This is a genomic window from Oleiphilus sp. HI0080 (assembly GCF_001635135.1).
Map to the genome: position 1 here is coordinate 1 of NZ_LWFU01001184.1, position 5,118 is coordinate 5,118.

The 5,118-nt window shown below is 48.4% G+C and carries 5 protein-coding genes and 1 pseudogene; 3 read left to right on the forward strand and 3 right to left on the reverse strand.

What is annotated here, in order from left to right; translation table 11 throughout:
* From A3751_RS20975 to A3751_RS20985, 3 genes and pseudogenes are all read right to left on the reverse strand, one after another.
* A pseudogene (locus tag A3751_RS20975) lies at nt 1-442 on the reverse strand (proline/glycine betaine ABC transporter permease ProW); the annotation flags it as partial.
* Entirely contained in the window at nt 439-1,632 is a 1,194-nt protein-coding gene (proV, locus tag A3751_RS20980; RefSeq protein ID WP_068458780.1) for a glycine betaine/L-proline ABC transporter ATP-binding protein ProV, read from the reverse strand. The gene proV and the pseudogene A3751_RS20975, both read right to left, overlap by 4 nt.
* A 225-nt stretch (nt 1,633-1,857) precedes the next feature.
* Complete coding sequence (locus A3751_RS20985; RefSeq protein ID WP_068458781.1) at nt 1,858-2,880, reverse strand: phosphotransferase; 1,023 nt, start codon at nt 2,878-2,880, stop codon at nt 1,858-1,860.
* 123 nt (nt 2,881-3,003) lie between these two features.
* Here A3751_RS20985 and A3751_RS20990 point away from each other — a divergent pair, with 123 nt between their 5' ends.
* From A3751_RS20990 to A3751_RS21000, 3 genes are all read left to right on the forward strand, one after another.
* Complete coding sequence (locus A3751_RS20990) at nt 3,004-3,768, forward strand: SDR family oxidoreductase (protein ID WP_068458782.1); 765 nt, start codon at nt 3,004-3,006, stop codon at nt 3,766-3,768.
* Between the two features lie 190 nt (nt 3,769-3,958).
* Entirely contained in the window at nt 3,959-4,369 is a 411-nt protein-coding gene (locus A3751_RS20995; RefSeq protein ID WP_068458783.1) for a PA2779 family protein, read from the forward strand.
* Nucleotides 4,370-4,375: 6 nt separating this feature from the next.
* Nucleotides 4,376-5,118, forward strand: a 743-nt coding sequence (locus tag A3751_RS21000) for a PA2778 family cysteine peptidase (protein WP_068458784.1), incomplete at its 3' end; no start/stop codon positions are given.

Below are 5,118 nucleotides of genomic sequence, written 5' to 3' on the forward strand. Positions count from 1 at the left end.
TTGTCATCGACTCTTCCCACGCGCCTATTGCACCAACGACAAAAAGGCTCACCATGGTTGCAACACCAAGCCGTTTACCGGCAGCCTGCCAAGCTAATAACCCCATAAATAAAATCATGAAAATTGGATTAATACTTTGCAGTAGAGCTTCAATTGAACTTAGCGTTGCATCGATTGGGGCTTTAATCGCAGAGAAAAATGGTCGGAAATTGCCAACCACCCAACCGATTCCAGTCTCGACCCAGCTCTCAAGCGGAATGAGCTCATTGGCAAACGGATCTATAATCGAAAAAGGCGCATCTGGCTCTGGAGCACCAGCTGATAGAGTCTGGCTAGTGGTTGTCTCACTCGCTGCCCCCCAGGGGTTGGCATCTGAGTTTACCTCTTCTATCGACTCTTGTACTTCGGTCACTGCCCATGGATTACTCGCGTCCTGACTCATACGTCTTCCTCCCGATCCAGAGTCTCAAGCAATATGGTGCGGCTTATAACACCCAAATACTTGTTTGCTTCATCTACTACCGGAATTGGGCATGGCCCCTGCGCAACCGCTCCCAGAGTTTCTTTAATAGCCATGTCTGAAGGCAAGGGTTGAATATCAAGGTAGGCTTGCTCAAGCGTCTTCTCCTCCTTGATCACGCTATTTAGCGAATCAGCAGAAACAGCACCCATGAAGGAGCCCGCTTTATCAACGACGTAACCGTACTCTCGATCATTATCTTGAAGCTGCTTAAGCCCTGACCGAAGGCCACCATCAGCCTGTTTCTTGATCAGAGTCACCTGTTTCTTCTGCGCAATATCACCTGCAGTAAAGACGTTACTCACATCAACGCCTCGGAAGAAGGAACGCACATAATCATTGGCAGGGTTATGCAGAATATCGTCCGGTGCGCCCACCTGCACAACCTCACCACCCTGCATGATGGCAATCCTATCGCCAATGCGCATCGCTTCGTCTAAATCATGAGAGATGAAAATAATGGTTCGCTGATGCTTGGCCTGAAGCTGAACCAGCTCATCTTGCATTTCCGTTCGAATTAACGGATCAAGCGCGGAGAAAGCCTCATCCATTAGCATAATATCGGGATCATTCGCCAACGCACGAGCAAGCCCCACACGCTGCTGCATACCACCTGAAAGCTCATCAGGATAACTATCGGGATAAGCTTCCAAACCAACTTGTGCAAGGGCTGCTAACGCTGCTTCTTGCCTCTCGCTAACATCGACCCCACTTAACTCCAGGCCAAACGCTGCGTTTTCAAGCACATTGAGGTGCGGCATCAAAGCAAAAGATTGGAACACCATGCTTATTTTCTTACGCCGAACTTCTCGAAGACCGTGGGTGTCCATCTTAGTGATGTCTTCACCATCAATGAGAACCTCACCCTGAGTGGGTTCAATCAAACGATTTAGCAGCCGAACCAAGGTGGACTTTCCTGAACCGGAAAGACCCATCACCACGAATATCTCGCCTTCTTCAATCTGCAAATTGGCGTCTTTGACGCCGATCGTCATTCCGGTTTTGTTAAAGATTTCGTCTTTATCTTGACCGGACTGAAGTAGCTGGAGTGCTTTTTTGGGCTGATCGCCAAATACTTTATATAAATTCTTAACTTCTACTTTGATCGTCATTATTTAGATGTGTAATGGTTTTTATATCAACGAGCATACTATAGAGCTGGATCACTTATCGCAAACCAAGCGCGTGTTGGTGACGCTTTATATTCGAGCAATCGCAATACACTGATTTTCACTTGGCATGCTTTTCAATTTGTACACTAAACAATCAAAACGAGGGCGAACGCTTACTTTCGAGAGAGGTGCTAGGTTCCCCCGCGCCTTAACTTTCAAGAAGAACTAAACGGATGCATCGAGCGCGACAATAACCTGCTTAGCCAGTCGCTCACTGTAGGAATGGATTTTCCAATGGCCTGGGCTCCAGCCTTTTACAAAACGGTGAAAGTCGGTCCATGCTATTGGGTACAATGGCCGCCATGCGGCGTCCAGAGCCGCGGGATCAATGGGCTTACCAAAGTGGGCAATCGCCTGTTTTGTCGCAGCAAAGTACATAGCTAGCAGTTCTTGCTCATAGCGTTCACAATCGCGTTCACGCAAACAGCTGCCAATAAAATAGGCCACATCTTTCATACCACAGCCACGACCAACATATTGAAAATCAACTGCTGCGACCGACTGTCCATCGTCTGCAAAGCAGAAGTTGGCAAGCTTTGCATCGCCATGCACTAGAGTTTGAAATGGAGCGTCTTTTAATCGTTGATCAATCTCTGAGGCCGCGTGTTTAAGCGGAAGATCGTCCAGCGCGTCCAACTCATCTGGGCGCGTTTCCAAGTGCCAATATGTACCTGTTGGCCACAACCCCTCAACCGGTTCATCGATAAACCGCACATGAAAGTGCGCAAGCCAAGCAAGGCATTGCCGCATACGCTCAAGATCTATCTGTTCATGACGCACCGAAAAACCGGCCGCGTCCAAATCCTCCAGCACCATCACATATTCGTTATCACTCTCCTTGGCGAAGTAACATTGCGGCACACGGCAAGATACATCGCACAACGCTGCATAATTTGAATACCAATGACTCTCGACTTGATAAGAACGCACTTTGCGTTGGTGTGATAGGTCCGAGCTCCAACCACGCGGATGTGCATGCTGCTCGGGCAACGTAACGTGTTTGACGATAATGCTCTGATCGTCTTCATTGCCGCCATCACATACATCACGGCCATCACTTCTTCCACGCGCTAAACGATAGCGCGCAATCTCGCCGTAACCGCTCCAAAGACTTTGGACGGTTTCTGACTTGAGCCATTTTTCTGCGTTTAGCTGATGCAAGATTGCATCATTTAGATTTTGATTCATCATCAGCGCTTAATGCGTTTATATTTTGACTGATTATGACAAGCAATTGGTGACTTGAACATTGGCATTCCCCCATCTTGGGTTTAGTGTTTTTGAATCAAAACATAAGAGTGGCGACACACGATGAACAACATTTTTATCTCCGGTGCGGCCATGGGCATCGGCCAGGCAACGGCTCAGTACTTTTATGCGCGCGGATGGTCCGTCGGCGTAGCCGATGTGGACAAAGAAAAACTCGAAGCCTTTGCAGAGGGCAAGGACGCTACACGTTTCCATACTTATGAGTGTGACGTTACCAATGCAGAGCAAGTCAGCTCTGCGATGAAAGACTTTTGCGAGAAGCACGACGCGCAGTTAGAAGTATTGGTCAACAACGCAGGTTGGCTCAAAGTGGGTGATTTTGAAGAGCTTGAACTAGCAGACCACCATCGCACGATCGATATCAATGTAAAAGGTGTTTTGAACTGCCTCTATGCAGCTTTTCCCTATCTCAAGAATGGCAAAGGCACCGTCATCAACCTATCTTCTGCGAGTTCGAGTTATGGTGTACCAGAGTTATCAAGTTACTCCGCAAGCAAGTTTGCAGTGAAAGCGATAACCGAGGCACTTGAGTTAGAGTGGCAAAAATACAGCATTAAGGTGTGCGACGTGGTCCCCCCATTCGTAAATACACATATGCTGAGTTCGCAAACAAAACAATCGCGGGCGTTGAGTCGCATGGGGGCGAACCTTGTCGCGGGAGATGTCGTTCGTTGCATCGCAAAGCAAGTAGAGTCGCCGGTATTGCATCGTCCGGTTGGATGGCAGTATTTTTTACTTCATCACCTATCAACGCTAACCCCCACCTTTTTGCAGCGTGGACTCATGAAGTTTCTGAGCCGGGCCTGATTCAACAGACCTCACAGGTAAAAAACGACACCGCGCATGGTTCGATCGATGTGTCGTTTTGTTGAAGCGTTCAAAAACGCGAAGTCAACACGCCTCATCCGCTTTTAATTCGTTAGGCAGTCCCGTATGATTTTTTGAATTCGCAATCTGTCTACGAAACTCATTCCAAGCTAATTTAAAGAGGCTATACATGCATTTTTTCCGTTCTTTGAGCACGCAATCGATTCGCTCAATGGCCCTGCTTTTGATCGTATTATTTGTACCGATCTCGAGCATTCAAGCGGCCATGGTCGGGACAGATGTCATTCTTGAGACACAGCAAAATCAAGTAGACCGAGGACAAATTCTCGAGCGACTACAAGCAGAAGACGCGAAAAACATCATGGCGAAGCTCGGTATTGACGCAAGCGAGATTGAAGAGCGAGTCGCAAACATGACGACCGCAGAGCTCGCGGAGTTCAACGCCAAGGTCGACACTTTGCCGGCAGGTGCTGGCATCGATATTTTTGCCTTTGTGGTCATTCTTTTGTTTTTGATGATCGTCTTGGATCTACTCGGGGCAGTCGACTTTTTCCCGGCAATTAAAACGATACATTACTAGGCTCGAATGCGCTTTTTCTTCAAAGACAAAAACGGGTATGCGTTTGCTTTGGCGCTCGTACTGAGCCTACTACATGGTTGTGCAAGCCATCAGCAATCGCGCGCGCTTATGTTCGAACCTCCAGAAGATATTCCGTCCCGCGCTAACGTTGAATATGTGCCCTTTGTTGGACAAGCAGAGTACTTCTGCGGCCCGTCGGCAATGAGCATGATGTTGCAGGCGCAAGGGCTTGAGCCTGATCTCGATCAGCTGGTTTCGATGGTTTATGTGCCTGAACGCAAAGGCAGCTTTCAAGTCGAGCTCAAAGCAGCCACACGACGCTTTGACCTCATCCCTTATGAAATCAAACCAAACATGGAAGACCTGCTCCGCGAAGTGGCCGCAGGAAACCCCGTGCTCGTATTGCAAAATTTGGGACTCAAAAGCGCTCCAACATGGCATTACGCTGTCGTGGTCGGCTACGACTTACCGAATAAAGAGGTCATTCTTCACAGTGGCATGGAAGCGAACGCGCACTTTCTGATTACAACGTTTGAACGAACATGGCTCGCCCAAAGCGATGGTTGGGGCATGGTCATTTCGGCTGCGAATACGTTTCCTCGCACCGCAGAGCCACTGCCCTATCAAAAGAGCATTGAGTCTTTGGTGAATATCGGAAAAACAGATCTTGCGTTAGATGCATACATTCACGCCGTTGAGCACTGGCCTGAATCTGCTGCCCTCGCTTTTGGCGCAGGCAACCTCTTGTA